The 20,701-nt window shown below is 70.0% G+C and carries 19 protein-coding genes; 15 read left to right on the top strand and 4 right to left on the bottom strand.

The window, feature by feature from the left end; translation table 11 throughout:
• The first annotated feature begins 15 nt into the window (after window positions 1–15).
• Window positions 16–609 carry an HdeD family acid-resistance protein gene (locus OHA88_RS10640; protein WP_328625281.1) on the top strand — a complete coding sequence of 198 codons (594 nt, stop codon included), beginning with the start codon at window positions 16–18 and terminating at the stop codon, window positions 607–609.
• Between the two features lie 164 nt (window positions 610–773).
• A complete protein-coding gene (locus OHA88_RS10635) occupies window positions 774–1,229 on the top strand; it encodes an ATP-binding protein (protein ID WP_030979770.1) in 456 nt (151 codons plus the stop codon).
• 53 nt (window positions 1,230–1,282) lie between these two features.
• Here the strand turns inward: OHA88_RS10635 and idi are convergent, their stop codons facing one another.
• The 4 genes from idi to galE form a co-directional block, all read right to left on the bottom strand.
• Window positions 1,283–1,876, bottom strand: a complete 594-nt coding sequence (gene idi, locus OHA88_RS10630; RefSeq protein ID WP_328625280.1) for an isopentenyl-diphosphate Delta-isomerase — start codon at window positions 1,874–1,876, stop codon at window positions 1,283–1,285.
• 149 nt (window positions 1,877–2,025) lie between these two features.
• Window positions 2,026–3,321, bottom strand: a complete 1,296-nt coding sequence (locus OHA88_RS10625) for a bifunctional class I SAM-dependent methyltransferase/N-acetyltransferase (RefSeq protein WP_328625279.1) — start codon at window positions 3,319–3,321, stop codon at window positions 2,026–2,028.
• Between the two features lie 211 nt (window positions 3,322–3,532).
• On the bottom strand, window positions 3,533–4,474 hold the full coding sequence (locus OHA88_RS10620; RefSeq protein ID WP_328625278.1) for a cation diffusion facilitator family transporter: 942 nt from the start codon (window positions 4,472–4,474) through the stop codon (window positions 3,533–3,535).
• Window positions 4,475–4,639: 165 nt separating this feature from the next.
• Window positions 4,640–5,623, bottom strand: a complete 984-nt coding sequence (gene galE, locus OHA88_RS10615) for a UDP-glucose 4-epimerase GalE (RefSeq protein WP_328625277.1) — start codon at window positions 5,621–5,623, stop codon at window positions 4,640–4,642.
• 488 nt (window positions 5,624–6,111) lie between these two features.
• On the opposite strand from galE, the gene OHA88_RS10610 reads away from it, so the two are divergent.
• The 13 genes from OHA88_RS10610 to OHA88_RS10550 all read left to right on the top strand — a co-directional run bounded on the left by OHA88_RS10610 (window position 6,112) and on the right by OHA88_RS10550 (window position 20,700).
• Complete coding sequence (locus OHA88_RS10610) at window positions 6,112–7,722, top strand: DUF5941 domain-containing protein (protein ID WP_328625276.1); 1,611 nt, start codon at window positions 6,112–6,114, stop codon at window positions 7,720–7,722.
• On the top strand, window positions 7,719–8,456 hold the full coding sequence (locus tag OHA88_RS10605) for a phosphocholine cytidylyltransferase family protein (protein ID WP_266999627.1): 738 nt from the start codon (window positions 7,719–7,721) through the stop codon (window positions 8,454–8,456). The genes OHA88_RS10610 and OHA88_RS10605 overlap by 4 nt, the downstream gene beginning before the upstream one ends.
• Window positions 8,444–9,505: an iron-containing alcohol dehydrogenase family protein gene (locus OHA88_RS10600; protein WP_266999625.1), complete on the top strand. Its 1,062-nt coding sequence runs from the start codon at window positions 8,444–8,446 to the stop codon at window positions 9,503–9,505. The genes OHA88_RS10605 and OHA88_RS10600 overlap by 13 nt, the downstream gene beginning before the upstream one ends.
• A complete protein-coding gene (locus OHA88_RS10595; protein ID WP_326606810.1) occupies window positions 9,483–10,262 on the top strand; it encodes a CDP-alcohol phosphatidyltransferase family protein in 780 nt (259 codons plus the stop codon). The genes OHA88_RS10600 and OHA88_RS10595 overlap by 23 nt, the downstream gene beginning before the upstream one ends.
• Window positions 10,259–11,143 (top strand): glycosyltransferase family 2 protein, encoded by an 885-nt coding sequence (locus OHA88_RS10590; protein WP_266999621.1) that lies wholly within the window; start codon window positions 10,259–10,261, stop codon window positions 11,141–11,143. Before OHA88_RS10595 ends, OHA88_RS10590 begins: the two co-directional genes overlap by 4 nt.
• 106 nt (window positions 11,144–11,249) lie before the next feature.
• Complete coding sequence (locus OHA88_RS10585; protein WP_328625275.1) at window positions 11,250–12,179, top strand: ABC transporter permease; 930 nt, start codon at window positions 11,250–11,252, stop codon at window positions 12,177–12,179.
• On the top strand, window positions 12,172–12,957 hold the full coding sequence (locus OHA88_RS10580) for an ABC transporter ATP-binding protein (protein ID WP_313940238.1): 786 nt from the start codon (window positions 12,172–12,174) through the stop codon (window positions 12,955–12,957). The genes OHA88_RS10585 and OHA88_RS10580 overlap by 8 nt, the downstream gene beginning before the upstream one ends.
• Window positions 12,958–13,401: 444 nt before the next feature.
• Window positions 13,402–14,322: a squalene synthase HpnC gene (gene hpnC / locus OHA88_RS10575; protein WP_328625274.1), complete on the top strand. Its 921-nt coding sequence runs from the start codon at window positions 13,402–13,404 to the stop codon at window positions 14,320–14,322.
• A 29-nt stretch (window positions 14,323–14,351) separates the two neighbouring features.
• Window positions 14,352–15,272, top strand: coding sequence for a presqualene diphosphate synthase HpnD (gene hpnD / locus OHA88_RS10570; protein WP_443044362.1), 921 nt, complete (start codon window positions 14,352–14,354; stop codon window positions 15,270–15,272).
• A gap of 172 nt (window positions 15,273–15,444) precedes the next feature.
• Entirely contained in the window at window positions 15,445–16,836 is a 1,392-nt protein-coding gene (hpnE, locus tag OHA88_RS10565) for a hydroxysqualene dehydroxylase HpnE (protein ID WP_328625272.1), read from the top strand.
• A complete protein-coding gene (locus tag OHA88_RS10560; RefSeq protein WP_266999613.1) occupies window positions 16,833–17,936 on the top strand; it encodes a polyprenyl synthetase family protein in 1,104 nt (367 codons plus the stop codon). The genes hpnE and OHA88_RS10560 overlap by 4 nt, the downstream gene beginning before the upstream one ends.
• Before the next feature lie 104 nt (window positions 17,937–18,040).
• A complete protein-coding gene (shc, locus tag OHA88_RS10555) occupies window positions 18,041–20,041 on the top strand; it encodes a squalene--hopene cyclase (RefSeq protein ID WP_328625271.1) in 2,001 nt (666 codons plus the stop codon).
• The gene (locus OHA88_RS10550; protein ID WP_328625270.1) at window positions 20,041–20,700 is read left to right on the top strand and encodes a phosphorylase family protein; all 660 of its coding nucleotides are present in this window, start codon (window positions 20,041–20,043) and stop codon (window positions 20,698–20,700) included. The genes shc and OHA88_RS10550 overlap by 1 nt, the downstream gene beginning before the upstream one ends.
• The last annotated feature ends 1 nt before the right edge of the window (window position 20,701 follow it).

Here is a 20,701-nt window from a genome sequence, read left to right as displayed (position 1 = left end):
GTGAGGAGCTGTCGGATGGCCGATCCCGCAGTCCGGAGCAGGAAGCTGAGCCGCAGTTTCGGCCTGCTCGCCCTGCTCGGTGCCCTTCTCGTCGTGGCGGGCCTGGTCGGCCTCGTCTACACCGGAGTCGCGACCCTCACTTCGATGATCCTCTTCGGCTGGCTGCTGCTGATCGGCGGCCTGGTCGGTCTGCTCCACGCGATCCAGTCGCGCGGCACCAACTACTTCTGGCTGGGTGTCGTGGTCGCCGCGCTGAACATCGCTGCCGGAGTCGTCGTGATCCGTCATCCGCACGGCACGGCCGAGGCGCTCACCATGTTCGCCGCGCTGCTCTTCCTGACCGGTGGGGTGTTCCGGTTGGTGGGGAGTGTCGTGGTGCGCGGACCGCAGTTCGGCTGGACGCTGCTGCAGGGCGCCTTCGGCCTGCTGCTCGGGCTGCTCGTGCTCTTCGACTGGCCGCACAGCAGCCTCTATGTGCTCGGCCTGTTCTTCTCGCTCGCGCTGCTCTTCGACGGTCTCGGCCTGATCGCGATCGGGGTGGGCGGCCGCCGCATCGTCTCGTTGGCCTCGGATCGGACGGTGACCGAGGAGCTGCCGGACAAGCCGTAGAAGAAGATCAGAAACAGTCTGAGAAGTGACGTCGTCCTACTTGATCGATCAAATTCTGTCGATAAGGGTCGACTTTTGTTCAGTAGTACGGTCCGGACCAACCACTCCCCGCACTCTGTACTCGACGTGCAGTGACCAACGAGTGGAGAGCGGGTGCCGGAACTATGGAGAGCCGCGGGAGTGTCCCGGCCCGGCCCGTGTCGTACGAAGGGGTCTGGCGCTTCACCGCGCCTGCCGTCGACGTCTCCGTACCGCAGGCCAGGCACGCCGTACGCGATCTGTTGAACCGCCAGGGCGTGCCGATGGACGAGGACATCGCCCAGGGCCTGCTGCTCATCGTTTCCGAGCTGGTCACCAACGCGGTGAAGCACGCCGCGCTGCTCTCCCCGGAGCTCGCCGTGGAGGTGGCCGTCGGCGCCGAATGGGTCAGGGTGTCCGTGGAGGACAACCATCCGTACCGGCCGACGGCCCTGGAGACGGACTACGCGCAGACCGGTGGGCGCGGGCTGCTGCTGGTCCGGGAGATCACGCTCGAAGCGGGCGGCACCTGCGACGTCGAGCACACCGCCGCCGGCGGCAAGATCATCTGGGCGGCGCTGCCGCTGAGCGCGAAGCTCTGACCGCCCGTACCCGCCGTGGCCCGTGCCGCCGACCCCGTCCCGCCGGTCTGCTGCTACCAGCCCGCGGACGGGCCGGTCAGCTCCCGGATCGCCGGGCGCGCCGCATCGAGCACCGTCATGAACCAGGCCGAGAACGGCGCCTCGTCATGCCGCTTCGCCAGCTCGTCGGCGGCCACGAACGCCGTCTCGCCGATTTCCTCCGGGTCCGGCTGCAGCTGTGCCTGTGCCAGCCCGACGAAAAGGTGGTTGAACTCCTGCTCCACCAGCCCGGATGCCGGGTCGGGGTGGTTGTAGCGGACGGTGCCGGCCTCGGCAAGCAACGACGGCGAGATCCCGAGCTCCTCGTACGTACGCCGGGCGGCAGCGGCGAAGGGCGCCTCGCCCGGATACGGGTGACCGCAGCAGGTGTTCGACCAGACACCGGGGGAGTGGTACTTGCCGAGCGCACGACGCTGCAGCAGCAGCCGGCCCTGCTCGTCGAAGAGGAACACGGAGAACGCGCGGTGCAGTTGACCGGGTGCCTGGTGGGCGGCGAGCTTCTCCGCAGTGCCGATGGTGGTGCCGTTCTCGTCGACCAGTTCGAGCATGATCGCTTCTGCTGCGCCGTTCGACGAGCTGTTCGCCGCGGTGGCTGGTGTGGTCGGCATACCCATCCTTCGCTATGGTCCCCGGCACCGTGCGCCGGTCCCCTCGAGTCTGCTCAAGTCTGCCGTACAAAAGCGGCTTGTCCGTACTTCGGGTCCTGGCATGTCCGGCCCCACCGCACTGTACGGATGCGGTGGGACCGGACCACGCTTCAGACCCCGAATGCCGCCGGATACTGGATCATGCCCTGCGGCACCGGCGTGGAATCGTCGAGCACCAGCGCCATCATCGCCTCGTCCGGTACGTCGAAGCCCGGACGGATCCCGTACCGGGAAGCCGGTACGAAGCCGAACCTCGGGTAGTACTCGGGATGCCCGAGCACCAGCACGAGCCGTTCGCCCCGCAGCCGGGCCTCATCCAGCACGGCCCGCACCACCGCCTGACCCGCCCCCTCGCGCTGCCGGTCCGGGACGGTCGCCACGGGTGCCAGCGCCAGCGCCGGCACGTCACCGACCCGGCACCGGGTCAGCAGCGCGTACGCGGCGATGTCACCGTCCGCCCCGTCCTGTGCGACGTACGACAGGCCGGGCAGCCAGGCCTCCGGATCGGTCCGCAGCGCGTCGACGAGACGGGCCTCGTCCGGTGTCGGGAACGCGGCGGCGTTGACCGCGTGCACGGCCTCGATCTCCGACGCCGTCTCCGGCCGGGTGGTCCAGCGGGGGTCGGCGGGACGCAGGGCGTACGCGGCGTAGCCGTACTCCCTGCCGTGGTCGCGGCGCATGGCCAGTTCCGCACGGGTGGACGCGACCGCCCACGCCATGCCGGGCGCCGAAGGATCCGCGGCTTCGACATGCCGGGCGAGCGGCACGTAGTACTCGTCCCAGTCGCTGTCGGGCTGCACCCGCACCCCGAGGACGTGATAGCCGGCCGCGAGGGCCGCCGCGGTCTGCGCGGCCACCGGGAGCATCGGGCCGTCCTGGTCCCAGAAGGCGCGCGCCTCGTCCGACGGCTCGTCCGTCGTCCAGACGCAGTGACTGAGGACCACTGAGCCCCCCGGGGCGAGCAGCCGCTTCCAGTCCCGCAGCGCGGTGTCGAAGCCGATGATGTACGCGGACCCCTCGGCCCAGACGAGATCGAACGACCCGTCCGGGAGGTCCGGTGTGCCGGGGCCGGAGAGCTTGCCCATATCGGCCCGGACGGTACGGATCCGGTCGCCGAGCCCGCGCGCCTCGGCAGCCACCCGCAGCTCGTCGAGGAACGGCTGGTGGGTGTCGACGGCTGTCACTTCGGCACCCGCCTCGGCGGCGAGCAGCAGTGCGGCCCTGCCGGGGCCGCAGCCCAGATCGAGGACGCGCGGACGGTGCGGCAGCGGGCCGGTGAGGGCGAGCATCTGCCGGGTGGTGGCGTCGGAGCCGGGGCTCTGCCGGGGCAGGTTGTGGTGCAGGGAGAAGAACGCCTCGTAACGAACGGCGTGATCGTCACGAACGGCGTGGTCGTTGTCGGTCAACGTGGGAAACCCTTGAGTGAGAGGGCTCCGGCCAACGTCGCGACTCGGCGTGAGTCGGGGTGCTAGCCGGGAACCCGGGAGCTGAAGAAGGACCGGATGCTGCGCCGGGCAGGCGCCGTCGCGACGGTCATCAACCTCAGCTCCTCTCTCAGACACGGGCGAGGCTCGAATGCCCCTGGGGGGACCCTACACCCGTCCCCCCAGGGGCCGTTCAGTGACAGAGCTTGGCCTCGTGCTCCGCATGACCGATGGGTTCGAGCTGGAATGTGCAGTGCTCGACATCGAAGTGGACGCCGAGGCAGCCCTGCAGTTCGTGCAGCAGCTTCTCGTGCCCCACCGAGTCGAGTAGTTCCTGGTGCACCACCACATGGGCGGAGAGCACCGGCATGCCCGAGGTGATGGTCCAGGCGTGCAGGTCGTGGACGTCCAGCACTCCGGGCAGGGCGGTGATGTGGGCCCGTACCTCTCCCATGTCGACACCCTTCGGGGCCGACTCCAGCAGCACGTTGAGTGTCTCCCGGAGCAGCTTCACCGTGCGGGGCACGATCATCAGGCCGATCAGCAGCGAGGCGATCGGGTCGGCGGCCTGCCAGCCGGTGGCCAGGATGATGCTCGCCGAGACCAGCACGGTGACCGAGCCGAGCGCGTCCGCCAGCACCTCCAGATAGGCGCCGCGCACATTGAGGCTCTCCTTCTGTCCGCGCACCAGCAGCGACAGGGAGATCATGTTGGCGACGAGGCCGACCAGCGCGAACACGATCGTCAGGCCGCCCCGGGTCTCGGTCGGTGTGATGAAGCGCTCGACCGCTTCGAACAGCAGATAGCCGCCGACCCCGAGCAGCAGCAGACAGTTGGCCAGGGCGGCGAGGATCTCCGCCCGGGCGTAGCCGAAGGTTAGGTTGAGTCCGGCCGGCTTGTTGGCGAAGTGGATCGCCAGCAGCGCCATGCTGAGTCCCAGTGCGTCGGTCGCCATATGGGCGGCGTCGGCGATCAGCGCCAGCGAGTCCGAGAGCAGACCGCCGACGATCTCCAGGACCATCACCGTGAGCGTGATGCAGAGCGCGACCCGCAGCCGCCCCTTGTACGCGGCGGCCGCGGTACCGGTCGGCGGCGGCCCGCCGTGTGTGTGCCCGTGATCGTGCCCAGCCCCCATGGGGACGCCTCCGGTCGTTTCGCGGACCCGGGCCCGTACTGGCCCGAGAAGGCCAGTGAACTACGGGTGGGGGGTATCCGGCAACACGGTACTGAACACCGTTGTCAACTGCTCTGACCTGCGGAAACGGTCGCAGGTCAGAGCAGTTGGGCGATCATGCGCGGGTCATGTGCCGAGTGCCTGGGGGTGGCGCAGGCACCAGCCCTCCCAGGCCGACTCGACCATCTCCCGCACCCCGCGCCGGGCCGTCCAGCCCAGTTCCTCGGACATCCGCATGGCGGAGGCGACGGCCCTGGCCGCGTCGCCGGGCCGGCGCGGCTCGGTCTCCGGCTTGATGTGGTGGCCGGTGATCTCGCCCACCAGATCGGCGAGCTCGCGCACCGAGACGCCCTCGCCGCGGCCGATGTTCACGGTCAGGTCCGCGGGAGCGCCCCGCTCGCTCAGCCTGCGGGCCACCGCGAGATGGGCGTCGGCGAGGTCGGCGACATGGATGTAGTCGCGGATGCAGGTGCCGTCCGGCGTCGGATAGTCGTCGCCGAAGATCCGCGGGGCCTCGCCGCGGGTCAGCCGGTCGAAGAACATCGGAATGACATTGAAGACGCCGGTGTCCGACAGTTCCGGTTCGGCCGCTCCCGCCACATTGAAGTAGCGCAGACAGCCGGTGGACAGGGAGTGCGCCTTCCCGGCCGCCCGGACCAGCCATTCCCCGGCGAGCTTCGTCTCACCGTACGGATTGATCGGGGTGCAGGGGGTCTCCTCGGCGATCAGCTCCGCGTCCGGTACGCCGTACACCGCGGCCGAGGAGGAGAAGACGAAGCGCTGCACACCGGCCGCGACGACGGCCTCGAGCAGAACCGCGAGCCCCGAGACGTTCTCCCGGTAGTAGAGCAGCGGCTTCTCGACGGACTCTCCGACCTGCTTCTTCGCTGCGAGATGCACCACACCGGTCACGCCGTGCTCGGCGAGCACCCGGTCGAGCAGTGTGCGGTCGGCGGCCGAGCCGCGGACCAGCGGTACATCGGCCGGGAGCCGCTCGGGAATGCCGGTGGAGAGGTCGTCCAGGACGACCACCCGCTCCCCGGCGCCCGTCATGGCACGCACCACATGTGCCCCGATATATCCCGCTCCGCCTGTGATCAGCCATGTCATGTCTGTCACCCTAGGTCCATGCCACCGCGGTCATCGGCCGAGGCCGGGGCCGTGGCCACCGCGGTTTGTCGGGCAAGGCAGGGATCGACGATGATGATCGCGCGCGGCGCCGCATGATGGCGGCCCACCCCGAACGGAACATAAACGGGCGGTGAACTCCCACTTCCGTTCATCAGATAGCCTCTGCCGACGTGCCGCCGGCCCGCATCCGGGCCGCACTGTCGCGCGCCGACCCTGTCAGCACCAAGGAGTGAGTTCGTCTGTCGACCGCCATTCTCACCGGTGCGCCGGTACCCGGGTCGTCGCTCGAGGACGATCTGAGGTCACTGGGCTTCGACGTACAGGCCGCCGCTGATGTCACCGAAGCCGCGGAGCTGCTCGCCGCGGCTCCCGCCGACGCCCGTGTCGCCCTGGTCGACCCCCGCTTCGTCGGGCATGTCCACGCCCTCCGGCTCGGACTGACCGACCCCCGCTTCCCCGCCGTCACCGTGCCCGGTGCACTCACCGCGCAGCCTGAGGTGCGTGCCGCGCTCGTCCAGGCCCTGCGCAGCACCGCTGCGGCAGTCGGCGCGGGCATCCCTGTGGGACGGGCCGGCGGCGCGGACACCGTGCACGTCACCGACCGCACCGTGCCCGGCCGCATCGCCGTCGCACTGGAGGCCGAGGGCACCGCCGTGCAGCGGCCCGAGCTCGGCTCGCTCGTCGCCGCCGTCCCCGCCGACCAGGCCGCCCGCGCCACCGCGCAGTCCGCCGTGGCCGCGGTCGACGACGAGGCGGTACGGCTGCGCAGCGCCGTGAAGGCCCGCGACGGCTTCTTCACCACGTTCTTCATCAGCCCGTACTCGCGCTACATCGCGCGCTGGTGCGCGCGCCGCGGCCTCACCCCGAACCAGGTCACCACCGCCTCCCTGCTCACCGCGCTGATCGCGGCGGGCTGCGCGGCCACCGGCAGCCGCGGCGGTTACATCGCCGCAGGGCTGCTGCTGCTCTTCTCGTTCGTCCTGGACTGCACCGACGGGCAGCTCGCCCGTTACTCGCTGCAGTACTCGACGATGGGCGCCTGGCTGGACGCCACGTTCGACCGGGCCAAGGAGTACGCGTACTACGCGGGACTCGCCCTCGGCGCCGCCCGCAACGGCGACGACGTGTGGGCGCTCGCGCTCGGCGCGATGGTGCTGCAGACCTGCCGCCATGTCGTCGACTTCTCGTTCAACGAGGCCAACCACGACGCGGTCGCCAATTCGAGCCCGACGGCAGCGCTCTCCGACAAGCTCGACAGTGTCGGCTGGACGGTCTGGCTGCGCCGGATGATAGTGCTGCCGATCGGTGAGCGGTGGGCGATGATCGCCGTGCTGACCGCGGTGTCCACCCCGCGGATCGTCTTCTACGCCCTGCTGGTCGGGTGCGCCGTCGCGGCCTGCTACACCACCGCCGGCCGCCTGCTGCGTTCGCTGACCCGCAAGGCGCAGCGCACCGACCGGGCCGCCGGGGCGCTCGCCGACCTCGCGGACTCCGGGCCGCTGGCCCAGTTCGTGGCGGCGCGGGGACCCCGTATCGGGAGCGGCTGGGCCGCACCGGCGGCAGCCCTCGTCGGCGCGCTCGCCCTGGTCGCCGCCGCCCTGACGCAGCCGTTCGGCAGCCGGCAGATGATCGTCGCCGCGGTCTTCTACGCGGTCTGCTCAGGCGTCGCCGTGGCCCGCCCGCTCAAGGGCGCACTCGACTGGCTCGTACCCCCGATATTCAGGGCGGCGGAGTACTGCACGATCCTTGCTCTGGCCGCACGCAGCGATGTCGATCAAGCACTTCCTGCGGCTTTCGGGCTGATTTCGGCCGTTGCCTACCATCACTACGACACGGTGTACCGCATTCGCGGGGGCACCGGCGCGCCGCCCCAGTGGCTGGTGCGGACGATCGGTGGGCACGAGGGCCGGACCTTGGTGGTGGCCGTACTCGCCGCCGTATTCACTCAGCATTCAGGCTTCACCGTGGCACTCACCGCTCTCGCAGTGGCCGTGGCACTGGTGGTGCTTGTCGAGTCCATCCGTTTCTGGGTCTCCTCCGGAGCACCTGCCGTTCACGACGAAGGAGAACCCGCATGATCGGCCTCGTACTCGCAGCCGGTGCCGGACGGCGTCTGCGCCCCTACACCGACACGCTTCCGAAGGCCCTCGTGCCGGTCGACGGCGAGAAGACCGTGCTCGACCTCACGCTGGCCAACTTCGCGGAGATCGGCCTCACCGAGGTCGCGATCGTCGTCGGCTACCGCAAGGAGGCCGTCTACGAGCGCAAGGCTGCGCTCGAGGCGAAGTACGGTCTGACGCTCACCCTCGTCGACAACGACAAGGCCGAGGAGTGGAACAACGCCTACTCCCTGTGGTGCGCCCGTGACGTGCTCGCACGAGGCGTGATCCTCGCCAACGGCGACACCGTGCACCCGGTCTCCGTCGAGAAGACGCTCCTCGCCGCCCGCGGCAACGGCCAGAAGATCATCCTCGCCCTCGACACGGTGAAGAACCTCGCCGACGAGGAGATGAAGGTCATCACCGACGGCGACAAGGGCGTGCGGCGCATCACCAAGCTGATGGACCCGGCCACCGCGACCGGCGAGTACATCGGCGTCACCCTGATCGAGCCCGAGGCCGCCGCAGAGCTGGCCGACGCCCTGAAGGCGACGTTCGAGCGCGACCCCGACCTGTACTACGAGGACGGCTACCAGGAGCTCGTCAACCGCGGCTTCACCGTCGACGTGGCCGCCATCGGCGACGTGACGTGGGTCGAGATCGACAACCATGACGACCTCGCGAAGGGCCGTGAGATCGCATGCCAGTACTGAGCCGGCTCATTCCGTCGCCGGTCGTCGTCGACATCCGGCGCGGAGCCCTGGACGATCTGGCGGCCCTCCTCGCCGACCAGCGGATCTCCGCCTCCGGCAAGCTCGCCGTCGCGATCAGCGGCGGTTCCGGCCTGGCGCTGCGTGAGCGGCTCGCCCCGGCGCTGCCCGGCGCCCACTGGTTCCAGGTCGCCGACGGCACGATCGACTCGGCGGTCAAGCTCGCCGACGACATCAAGGGCGACCGGTACGACGCGGTGGTCGGCCTCGGCGGCGGCAAGATCATCGACGTGGCGAAGTACGCCGCGGCGCGCGTCGGCATGCCGATGGTCGCGGTCGCGACGAACCTCTCGCACGACGGTCTCTGCTCGCCGGTCGCGACCCTGGACAACGACAACGGCCGGGGCTCGTACGGCGTCCCCACCCCGATCGCCGTCGTCATCGACCTCGACATCATCCGTGAGGCGCCCACCCGCTATGTGCGCTCCGGCATCGGCGACGCGGTCTCCAACATCTCGTGCGTGGCCGACTGGGAACTCGCCCACAAGGTCAACGGCGAGGAGATCGACGGACTCGCCGCGGCCATGGCCCGGCAGGCCGGCGAGGCCGTGCTGCGCCACCCCGGCGGGGTCGGCGACGACTCATTCCTGAAGGTGCTGGCCGAGGGCCTGGTGCTGACCGGCATCTCCATGTCGGTCGCGGGGGACTCCCGGCCGGCCTCCGGCGCCTGCCACGAGATCAACCACGCCTTCGATCTGCTGTATCCCAAGCGCGCCGCCAGCCACGGCGAACAGGTCGGCCTCGGCGCCTGCTTCGCCATGCACCTGCGGGGCGCGCGGGACGAGTCGCTGCTCATGGCGGCCGCCCTGCGCCGCCACGGGCTGCCGGTCCTGCCCGACGAGATCGGCTTCACCGCCGACGAGTTCGTCCAGGCCGTCGACTACGCCCCGCAGACGCGCCCGGGACGCTTCACGATCCTGGAACACCTCAACCTGTCCACCGACCAGATCAGGGACGCGTACGCCGACTATGCCAAGACCATCCGTAGCTGAACTCCGTCCGGTCGTTCACCCTCCGGGCGTCAAGGACCGGCGCAGCGGCGAACACTGGGCGGGCCGGCTCTACATGCGTGAGCTCTCACTGCGTGTGGACCGGTATCTGGTGAACACCAGGGTGACACCCAACCAGCTGACCTACCTGATGACCGTCGCCGGCGTGCTCGCCGCTCCGGCCCTGCTCGTCCCGGGTATCCCCGGCGCGCTGCTCGGGGTTCTCATGGTCCAGCTCTACCTGCTGCTCGACTGCGTCGACGGCGAGCTGGCGCGCTGGAAGCAACAGTTCTCCCTGGGCGGCGTCTACCTGGACCGTGTCGGTGCCTATCTCTGCGACGCGGCCGTGCTGGTCGGCTTCGGCCTGCGCGCCGCCGACCTGTGGGGCAGCGGACGGATCGACTGGCTCTGGGCCTTCCTGGGTACGCTCGCGGCCCTGGGCGCCATCCTGATCAAGGCGGAGACCGACCTCGTCGGGGTCGCACGTCACCAGGGCGGGCTGCCGCCGGTCAAGGAGGCCGCGTCCGAGCCGCGCTCGTCCGGCATGGCGCTCGCCCGCCGGGCCGCCGGTGCGCTCAAGTTCCACCGGCTGATCCTGTGCGTCGAGGCGTCACTGGTGATTCTGGTCGCGGCCGTTCTGGACTCGGTCAGGGACGATCTCTTCTTCAGCCGCCTCGCGATAGCGGTCCTGGCCGGCATCGCCCTGCTGCAGACCCTGCTCCACCTCGTGTCGGTCCTGGCATCGAGCAGGCTGAAGTGAGCACCCCCATGAAGCTCGGCGCGGTCATCATCACGATGGGAAACCGTCCTGACGAGCTGCGCGCCCTCCTCGATTCGGTCGCCAAGCAGGACGGCGACCGGATCGAGACGGTGGTCGTCGGCAACGGCGCCCCCGTCCCGGACGTTCCCGCCGGCGTCCGGACGGTCGAGCTCCCCGAGAACCTGGGCATCCCCGGCGGCCGCAACGTCGGAATCGAGGCCTTCGGCCCGTCCGGCGCCGACGTCGACGCCCTGCTCTTCCTCGACGACGACGGACTGCTGCCGCTGACCGACACCGCCGAGCTGTGCCGGCAGGCGTTCGAGCAGGACCCGAAGCTGGGGATCATCAGCTTCCGGATCGCCGACCCGGACACCGGTGTCACCCAGCGCCGGCACGTCCCACGGCTGCGCGCCGCCGACCCGATGCGCTCGTCGCGGGTGACGACCTTCCTCGGCGGCGCCAATGCCGTCCGGACCCGGGTCCTCGCCGAGGTCGGCGGGCTGCCGGGCGACTTCTTCTACGCGCACGAGGAGACCGATCTCGCCTGGCGGGCACTGGACGCCGGCTGGATGATCGACTACCGCGCCGACATGGTCCTCAACCATCCGACCACTGCTCCGTCGCGGCACGCGGTTTACCATCGCATGGTGGCCCGTAACCGGGTCTGGCTGGCACGCCGCAATCTGCCCGCACCACTGGTGCCGGTCTACCTCGGCGTCTGGCTGCTGCTGACCCTGCTCCGCAAGCCCTCGGGCCCCGCCCTCAAAGCGTGGTTCGGCGGCTTCCGGGAAGGCTGGGCGAAGTCCTGCGGACCGCGCCGTCCGATGAAGTGGCGTACGGTATGGCGGCTGACCAGACTCGGCCGACCTCCCGTGATCTGAGAGGCTCTCCTCTGAGAGCATGAGGCGTATTTTTTCTTTACGGGACCTGTCCGCCTGAACCGCGCCCGCGACTGGCTGCGCATCTTGAATACGAGAGTTTCATCTGGTGAGTGACACAACCCATGATGGTGCGGTCGCGCTGAGCACCGCGCCATCCGCCGACGACGGCCTGAGCGCCGCCGAGAGGGCCGGAAAGTACGGCCTGACGGTGAGCGGAGCCCGGCCCGGGCTGTTCGAGTACGTGCAGCAGCTCTGGGGGCGCCGCCACTTCATCATGGCGTTCTCCCGGGCGAAGCTGACCGCCCAGTACAGCCAGGCCAAGCTCGGCCAGCTGTGGCAGGTGGCAACGCCGCTGCTCAACGCCCTGGTCTACTTCTTGATCTTCGGGCTGATTCTGGGCACGAGGAAGGGAATGCCTCAGGAGGTCTTCATCCCCTTCCTGGTGACGGGCGTCTTTGTCTTCACCTTTACCCAGAGCTCGGTGATGGCGGGCGTACGGGCGATCTCCGGAAACCTCGGACTGGTGCGCGCACTGCATTTCCCGCGCGCCTCGCTGCCCATCTCGTTCTCGCTGCAACAGCTCCAGCAGCTGTTGTACTCGATGATCGTGATGGCGGTCGTGGTGGTCGGCTTCGGCAGCTATCCGTCGCTGTCCTGGCTGCTGATCGTTCCCGCGCTGGTCATGCAGTTCGTCTTCAACACCGGTCTCGCCCTGATCATGGCCAGGCTCGGCAGCAAGACCCCGGACCTGGCCCAGCTGATGCCGTTCGTCATGCGCACCTGGATGTACGCGTCCGGTGTCATGTTCTCCATCCCGGTGATGCTCCAGGACAAGCCGGAGTGGATCGGCAGGGTGCTGCAGTACAACCCGGCGGCCATCTACATGGACCTGATCCGCTTCGCGCTGATCGATGGGTACGGCTCCGAGAACCTGCCGCCGCACGTGTGGATCGTCGGGCTCGCCTGGGCGGCCTTCATCGGCGTCGCGGGCTTTGTGTACTTCTGGAAGGCAGAGGAACGGTACGGCCGTGGCTGAGGACAACACTTCGGGGCGCGTCCCCACCGTCATCGCCGACGATGTGCACATCGTGTACCGGGTCAACGCCGGCGGCGGGGGCAAGGGCAGTGCCACCGCGGCGCTGAGCCGGATACTGCGCCGCGGCAAGGGCGAGGCGCGCGGAGTCCGGAAGGTGCACGCCGTACGCGGCGTCTCCTTCACCGCCTACCGGGGCGAGGCCATTGGCCTCATCGGCTCCAACGGCTCCGGCAAGTCGACCCTGCTGCGGGCCATCGCCGGTCTGTTGCCGACCGAGCACGGCAAGGTGTACACGGACGGCCAGCCGTCGCTGCTCGGTGTGAACGCGGCGCTGATGAGCGACCTGACCGGCGAGCGGAACGTGGTGCTGGGCGGGCTCGCGATGGGTATGACGCGCGAGGAGATCCGCGAGCGCTACCAGGGGATCGTCGACTTCTCGGGCATCAACGAGAAGGGCGACTTCATCACCCTGCCGATGCGGACGTACTCCTCCGGTATGGCCGCCCGGCTGCGCTTCTCCATCGCCGCTGCCAAGAAGCACGACGTCCTCATGATCGACGAGGCGCTGGCCACCGGCGACCGCAAGTTCCAGATCCGCTCCGAGAAGCGCATCCGCGAGCTGCGCAAGGAAGCGGGCACGGTCTTCCTGGTCAGCCACAGCAACAAGTCCATCAGGGACACCTGCGACCGGGTGCTGTGGCTGGAAAAGGGCGAGCTGCTGATGGACGGCCCCACCGACGAGGTCCTCAAGGCGTACGAGCGGGAGACCGGGAAGTAGCACCCCCACCGCTCTCCGACACCGCAGCGGCCTCTGCCGGAGCACTCCGGCAGAGGCCGCTGCCGTGTCCGGACCGTGGACGCCGTGGGGGCGCGCGCCGCGTCGGCGCACGCCCGGGGAAGATCTCCTCCCGCCGGATGACGTCAATTTCCTTGCACGCGGGGAAGGTTGGCGGAGAACGCAGCGTTGTTGTAATGCGCGCTACACCCTGGCGTATGCCTGGGCGTTGTACAACGTAAGCTGTACCGGTGCTGATTCGTGGCAAGTGGGGCGATATTGCCTGGGTGCACCGCCCGTAGGCGGTCCTCCGCACTCGGGAGAGCGGGCGGCGTGTCCGGAATGGGATGTTTTGGGTCAGCAGTGTAGAACGGGAGATGTGACGGCAATGACGGAAAATCTCCAGCTCCGAGGTGTATATGCCGTCCCCGCGCCGGACGGTCAGTGGTGACCCGTACCCGGCAGGCGCGCCATGACGCCGCTGTGCCCGCCACGCTCGACAAGGCCGCGGACGAGAACTTTCCCGTGGCCCCTTTCTTCCTGCCACGCGCCTGGCGTAACGATCTGATGGCGGTGTACGGCTACGCCCGCCTGGTCGACGACATCGGTGACGGCGATCTCGCCCCCGGCGGCGCCGACGCCCGCCACCTCGGGCTGGACCCCGCGCAGACCGATGACCGGCTCGCGATGCTCGACGCGTTCGAGGCGGACCTGTACCGCGTCTTCGACACCGCGGGCGACGGCCCGCACCACCCGCTGCTGCGTGCGCTGCGCCCCACCGTGCGGCGCTGCTCCCTCACGCCCGAGCCGTTCCTCGGGCTCATCGAGGCCAACCGGCAGGACCAGAAGGTCCGGCGGTACGGGACGTACGAGGAGCTCCTCGCCTACTGCGAACTCTCCGCAAACCCGGTCGGCCGCCTGGTTCTCCAGATCACCGGCACCGCGAGCCCCGAGCGGATCCGGCGTTCCGACGCCGTCTGCACCGCCCTGCAGCTCGTCGAGCACCTCCAGGACGTCACCGAGGACCTCGGCCGCGACCGGATCTATCTGCCGGCCGACGACATGGCCGGGTTCCATGTCACCGAGGCCGACCTGGCAACCCCCTCCGGGGGCGCATCGGTGCGCGCACTGGTTGCATACGAAGCAGAACGCGCCCGGAACCTGCTGAATGAAGGCACCCCCTTGGTGGGTAGCGTCCACGGCAGGCTCAAGCTGCTTCTCGCCGGATTTGTGGGAGGGGGGCGTGCCGCCCTCACCGCGATCGCGGCCGCCGGGTTCGATGTACTGCCCGGACCGCCCAAGCCCACCAAGCCCAGCTTGCTGCGCGAGGTGGGAGTTGTCTTGCGAAGAGCGCGTAGAGAGGGGTGAGCCGGACCGTGGAGGGACAGACGACGTACATGTCGGCGCCGGTGCAGGCCGCATACAGTTACTGCGAGGCCGTCACCGGACAGCAGGCGCGTAACTTCGCGTACGGAATCAGGCTGCTGCCTGCCGAGAAGCGGCAGGCCATGTCGGCGTTGTACGCCTTCTCCCGCCGGGTCGACGACATCGGCGACGGCGAGCTGGAGCCGGAGACCAAGCGGCTCCGGCTGGAGAGCACCCGCACGCTGCTGGACCGGATCCGGGACGGCGCGATCGACGAGGACGACACCGACCCGGTGGCCGTCGCGCTCGCCGACGCCGCGAGCCGGTTCCCGCTGCCGCTCGGCGGGCTCGACGAGCTGATCGACGGCGTGCTCATGGACGTGCGCGGCACGACGTACGAGACGTGGGACGACCTCAAGGCCTACTGCCGGTGTGTCGCAGGGGCCATCGGCCGGCTCAGCCTGGGCGTTTTCGGTACGGAACCGGGCGCACCCGGCGCGGACCGCGCCGCGGAGTACGCCGACACGCTCGGTCTCGCCCTGCAGCTGACCAACATCCTGCGCGACGTCCGCGAGGACGCGGGCAACGGGCGTACGTATCTGCCCGCCGACGACCTCGCCAAGTTCGGCTGTTCCACCGGCTTCCACCGGGCCACGCCGCCGCCCGGCTCCGACTTCGCCGGCCTGGTCCACTTCGAGGTGCGGCGCGCCCGCACCCTCTTCGCCGAGGGCTACCGGCTGCTGCCGATGCTGGACCGCCGCAGCGGCGCCTGTGTGGCCGCCATGGCCGGTATCTACCGCCGCCTGCTCGACCGGATCGAGCGCGACCCCGAGGCGGTGCTGCGCGGCCGGGTGTCGCTGCCGGGCCACGAGAAGGCGTACGTCGCGGTGCGCGGCCTGTCGGGTCTGGACGCGCGGTACATCTCGCGCCGGACGGCCCGGGGGCGCGTCTGATGCGTAATGCAGATATCTTGCGCACCATGTGCATCACGGACGATCGGTCCAGACCTTGGGCAACCCTGCGGTGGTCCGACGCGTCCCTGACTGAAACAACATGCCTGACCGAAAAGACGAGCCCGGCCCGAACGGCCGGGCCGGCCGGAGCGAGCTGGCGAAAGGGGGACGCGTGACCGACGAGGCCCTGCGTTCCTCCCGCGCGGTCGTGATCGGCGGCGGACTGGCCGGCATCACCGCGGCCCTCCGTCTCGCCGACGCCGGGCTTGACGTGACCCTGCTCGAAGGACGGCCGAGGCTCGGCGGACTCGCCTTCTCCTTCAAACGCGGCGAACTGACGGTGGACAACGGCCAGCATGTCTATCTTCGTTGCTGCACCGCCTACCGCTGGTTCCTCGACCGGGTCGGCGGTGCCCGTCTGGCACCGCTGCAAAACCGTTTGGACGTGCCCGTTCTCGATGTCGGACGCCCTTCGGGGCCCCGGCTCGGACGGCTGCGCCGCAACGCCCTGCCGGTGCCGTTCCACCTTGCCGCCGGGCTGGCCCGCTACCCGCACCTCTCGCTCGCCGAGCGGGCAGGTGTCGGGCGCGCCGCACTGGCACTCGGCCGGCTCGACCCGGACGACCCGGCGCTCGACGCCATCGACTTCGGCAGCTGGCTGACCCGCCACGGTCAGTCCCCGCGCACCATCGAGGCCCTCTGGGACCTCGTCGGCGTCGCCACACTCAACGCCACCGCCCCGAACTCCTCGCTGGCCCTCGCCGCGAAGGTCTTCAAGACCGGACTCCTCTCCGAGCCCGGCGCCGCCGACATCGGCTGGGCCAGCGTGCCGCTCGGCGAGGTGCACGACACGCTGACCCGCAAGGCGCTCGACGCCGCCGGCGTACGGACCGAGCTGCGCACCAAGGCCGACACCGTCACCCGCACCGGCGACGGACGCTGGATCGTCGACACGGGAGCCGAACGGATCGAGGCGGACACCGTCGTCCTCGCCGTCCCGCAGCGCGAGACGTACGACCTGCTGCCCGAAGGCGCACTGGACGAGCCGGGCAGGCTGCTCTCCATCGGTACCTCGCCGATTCTCAATGTGCACGTCGTCTACGACCGCAAGGTGCTGCGCCGCCCGTTCTTCGCCGCGCTCGGCTCCCCGGTCCAGTGGGTCTTCGACCGTACGGACGCCTCCGGGCTGACCGGCCCCGGACAGTACCTCGCGCTCTCCCAGTCCGCGGCCGACGACGAGATCGACCTGCCCGTCGCCGAACTGCGCAGGCGCTATCTGCCCGAGCTGGAACGACTCCTGCCGGCCGCCCGCGGAGCCGGCATCAGGGACTTCTTCGTCACCCGGGAACGCACAGCGACCTTCGCGCCCGCTCCCGGCGTCGGCCGACTGCGCCCCGGAACCGGCACCCGTGCCCCCGGCCTCTATCTGGCCGGAGCATGGACCGCCACCGGCTGGCCCGCGACGATGGAGGGTGCGGTGCGCAGCGGGTCCAGCGCCGCGGACGCCGCGCTCCGTGCGCTCGGCCGCACCCATCATGAACTTCCGCTGCAGGAGGCGGCATGAGCAGTACCACCGGAACAAGAGGAGAGTCAGTGACCCCGGCGAATCCGGCTTTCGACACCGTGGTAGACACCGCGGACGTCACCGCGCTTCTGGAGCGCGGACGGGCCCTGTCCGCTCCGGTGCTCCGGGCCGCCGTTGACCGGCTCGCACCGCCCATGGACACCGTCGCCGCCTACCACTTCGGCTGGATCGACGCCCAGGGCCGGCCCTCCGACGGCGACGGCGGCAAGGCCGTCCGCCCGGCGCTGGCCCTGCTGTCCGCCGAGGCGGCGGGGGCCGCGGCCGAGGCCGGCATTCCCGGCGCGGTCGCCGTCGAACTCGTGCACAACTTCTCGCTGTTGCACGACGACCTGATGGACGGCGACGAGCAGCGCCGGCACCGTGACACCGTATGGAAGGTGCACGGCCCCGCGCAGGCGATCCTGGTCGGCGACGCGCTGTTCGCGCTGGCCAACGAGATCCTGCTGGAGCTCGGCACGGTCGAGGCGGGCCGCGCGGCCCGCCGGCTGACCACCGCCACCCGCAAGCTCATCGACGGGCAGGCCCAGGACATCTCCTACGAGCACCGCGAGCGGGTCACCGTCGAGGAGTGCCTGGAGATGGAGGGCAACAAGACGGGCGCCCTGCTCGCCTGCGCCGTCTCCATCGGTGCGGTGCTCGGCGGCGCCGACGACCGCACAGCCGACACCCTGGAGGCGTACGGCTACCACCTCGGCCTCGCCTTCCAGGCCGTCGACGATCTGCTCGGTATCTGGGGCGACCCGGAGTCCACCGGAAAGCAGACCTGGAGCGATCTGCGTCAGCGCAAGAAGTCCCTGCCGGTCGTCGCCGCGCTCGCCGCGGGCGGACCGGCCTCGGAGCGCCTCGGCGAGCTGCTCGCCGCGGACGCCAAGAGCACCGACTTCGACAGCTTCTCCGAGGAGGAGTTCGCCGCCCGGGCGGCGCTCATCGAGGAGGCGGGCGGCCGTGAGTGGACCGCCCAGGAGGCCCGTCGGCAGCATGCGGTCGCCATCGAGGCGCTGCACGGTGTCGACATGCCGGAAACCGTGCGTGCGCAGCTCACGGCGCTCGCGGACTTCGTCGTCGTACGAAAGAGATGATCATCATTCGCATATGACTCGCAGTCGCCGGTCGGCGCCCTCGAAGGGCGCCGACCGACGGAGACCCCAGCACAGCAGAGGACCAACTGCACGAAGGGGAAGCCATGACAGCGACGACCGACGGAAGCACCGGGGCCGTTGACCCCCGCGCAGCCTCGGCCAGCGAACCGACCGAATCAACCATCGTCGCGGACGACGTATTCGCCGCCGCGCGGCGGGCCGCGGAACGCTCGGTGGAGCATCTCCTCGGCAGACAGGACGACCAGGGCTGGTGGAAGGGCGACCTCGCCACCAACGTCACCATGGACGCCGAGGATCTGCTGCTCCGTCAGTTCCTCGGCATTCAGGACCCGGCCACCGTCGAGTCGGCCGCCCGCTTCATCCGCGGCGAACAGCTCGGCGACGGCACCTGGGCCACCTTCCACGGAGGCCCGGGCGAGCTCTCCACCACCATCGAGGCGTACGTCGCGCTGCGGCTGGCCGGAGACCGGCCGGACGACCCGCACATGGCCCGCGCCTCGAGGTGGATCAGGGAACAGGGCGGCATCGCCGAGAGCCGCGTCTTCACCCGGATCTGGCTGGCCCTGTTCGGCTGGTGGAAGTGGGACGACCTGCCCGAGCTCCCACCGGAGCTGATGTTCTTCCCGAGGTGGGTCCCGCTCAACATCTACGACTTCGGCTGCTGGGCCCGGCAGACGATTGTGCCGCTGACCGTCGTCTCGGCGAAGCGTCCGGTACGGCCCGCGCCCTTCACCCTCGACGAACTGCACACCGACCCGCTCGTCCCCAACCCGCCCAAGCGCCGTGCCCCGGCGGTCAGTTGGGACGGTGTCTTCCAGCGCCTGGACAAGGCACTGCACGTCTACCACAAGGTGGCCCCGCGCAGGCTGCGCCGGATCGCCATGAATGCGGCGGCCCGCTGGATCATCGAGCGCCAGGAGAACGACGGCTGCTGGGGCGGCATCCAGCCGCCCGCCGTGTACTCCGTCATCGCCCTGCATCTCCTCGGCTACGACCTCGACCACCCGGTGATGCGGGCCGGCCTGGACTCGCTGAACCGGTTCGCGATCTGGCGCGAGGACGGCGCCCGCATGATCGAGGCCTGTCAGTCACCGGTCTGGGACACCTGCCTCGCCACCATCGCGCTCGCCGATGCCGGAGTCCGGCCCGACCATCCCGCGCTCGTGAAAGCGGCGGACTGGATGCTCGGCGAGGAGATCGTCAGGCCCGGCGACTGGTCCGTGCGTCGGCCTCGACTTGACCCGGGCGGATGGGCGTTCGAGTTCCACAACGACAACTACCCGGACATCGACGACACCGCCGAAGTGGTCCTGGCACTGCGCCGGGTCCGGCATCCGAATCCGGCCGGTGTCGAGGCCGCCATCGAACGCGGGGTGCGCTGGAACCTCGGCATGCAGTCCCGCAACGGGGCCTGGGGCGCATTCGACGCCGACAACACCAGCCCGTTCCCCAACCGGCTGCCCTTCTGTGACTTCGGAGAGGTCATCGATCCGCCGTCCGCCGATGTCACCGGACATGTGGTGGAGATGCTGGCCATGGAGGGGCGGTCCGATCACCCCGCCACCCGGCGCGGCATCGAGTGGCTGCTTGCCGAACAGGAGGCGAGCGGTGCCTGGTTCGGCCGTTGGGGCGTCAACTACGTATACGGAACGGGGTCGGTGGTGCCCGCCCTGGTCGCTGCCGGGCTGCCCGCCGCCCATCCGGCGATCCGCCGGGCGGTCGGCTGGCTGGAGTCCGTTCAGAACGACGACGGCGGCTGGGGCGAGGACCTGCGCTCGTACCAGGAGGAGAAGTGGATCGGGAACGGTGCGTCGACCGCGTCCCAGACCGCCTGGGCGCTCCTTGCCCTCCTCGCGGCCGGCCGGCGCGAGAGCACGGCGGTGACCCGGGGCATCGCATGGCTGACCGAGGCCCAGCAGGCTGACGGGTCCTGGGACGAGCCGTACTTCACCGGCACCGGGTTCCCCTGGGACTTCTCCATCAATTACCACCTCTACCGGCAGGTCTTCCCGCTCACCGCACTCGGGCGGTACGTGTACGGCGACCCGTTCGCCGATCGCACGGTCGTCCGGGAGGGAGCCTGATGGGCGATGCACCGGGGCCGTCCGGCCCCGCGGCGCCGCTGCTGATCGCCTGCGCGCTCGGCATCGAGCAACTCGCCCTGCGCAGTGGCAGAGGAAAGGCGGGCGACGCCCCGGGCCAGGTGACCGTGCTCCGTACGGGCATGGGCCCGAAAGCCGCCGAGACGGCCGTGGCGCACGCGCTCGGCCAGGACCGGGCGCTCGGCGCCGCGGTCATCGCCGCCGGGTTCTGTGCCGGGCTCGCGCCCGGCATGCACCCGGGAGACCTGGTGGTCGCCGACGAGACCCGGGAGGCCGGCGACTCGACGGCCTGCACCGGTGCGGGTCTGCTCGCCGAGGCACTCGCCAGGACGGTGCCGGGCCGCACCGTCCACACCGGTCCGCTGACCGGCTCCGGCCATGTCGTGCGCGGACATGAGCGGGCCGAGCTGCGGGCCACCGGAGCGATCGCTGTGGACATGGAGTCCGCCGCCACCCTCCGCACCGCCCTGCGCACCGGGGTACGCCCCGTTGCGGCCGTACGGGTGGTCGTGGACGCTCCGGAGCACGAGCTCGTCCGCATCGGCACGGTACGCGGTGGAATATCGGCTTTCCGTGTTCTCCGTGCTGTCCTGCCGGCTTTCTATGAATGGCACCGATCTTTGCTGCTCCCCAGGAGGTGAG

Origin of the sequence: Streptomyces sp. NBC_00353 (genome assembly GCF_036108815.1) — a bacterium.
Classification (GTDB): Bacteria; Actinomycetota; Actinomycetes; order Streptomycetales; family Streptomycetaceae; genus Streptomyces.
The sequence above is the reverse complement of the archived record's forward strand: the minus strand, read 5'-3'. Positions and strand labels throughout refer to the sequence as shown.